Raw genomic sequence first — 518 nt, 5'->3', positions numbered from 1 at the left:
CCTCCGTGTCGTATTCAGCACGTTTGAAGTAGTGTTTGTCTTCTCTGAGCGAGTTGCCGGGGTAGAGAACATATTCATTGGGGAATGCGACCGTGGCGATGTTCTTGATACCGAGGTCGATTCCTGCTACTTCGTCACCTGCGGAATCGGTGGTTTCGAGTCTGACTTTGCAGACGAAGTGCAGTTCCCACTCGTCGCCGTTCCAGACGGCGCGAACGTTCTGTACCGACTCAACCTCTGAGAGGTCAACGTCCGGGCGAGTCTGATACTCGCAGAGCAGGAAGTCCGACCAGTACTCCTTGAGATTCTTCCCCTTGCTGAGTCGAACGCGGTTGTTCTCAGGGTCGTGTTTGAATCCGTCTTCTTTGAACGTGACCGTGGAACGCGGTCGAGTGTCGCCGTGTTTGCGGTAGCCGGGCGGATTCGCCTCGTCAAACTTGTGTCGCAGGTCGAACCATGACTGGAAAGCGTAGGAAAGTTCTTCGATGACTTTCTGACTAGATTGTGCGTTCAAGTCT

The 518-nt window shown here is 53.9% G+C and carries 1 pseudogene; it reads right to left on the bottom strand.

From position 1 onward, the window contains the following. Nucleotides 1–518 (bottom strand): annotated as a pseudogene (locus DEQ92_RS21855) (RNA-guided endonuclease TnpB family protein); the annotation flags it as partial.

Origin of the sequence: Haloferax sp. Atlit-6N (assembly GCF_003383195.1) — an archaeon.
GTDB lineage: Archaea > Halobacteriota > Halobacteria > Halobacteriales > Haloferacaceae > Haloferax > Haloferax gibbonsii.
Note: the sequence above shows the minus strand (reverse complement) of the source record. Positions and strands in the feature narration are given on the sequence as shown.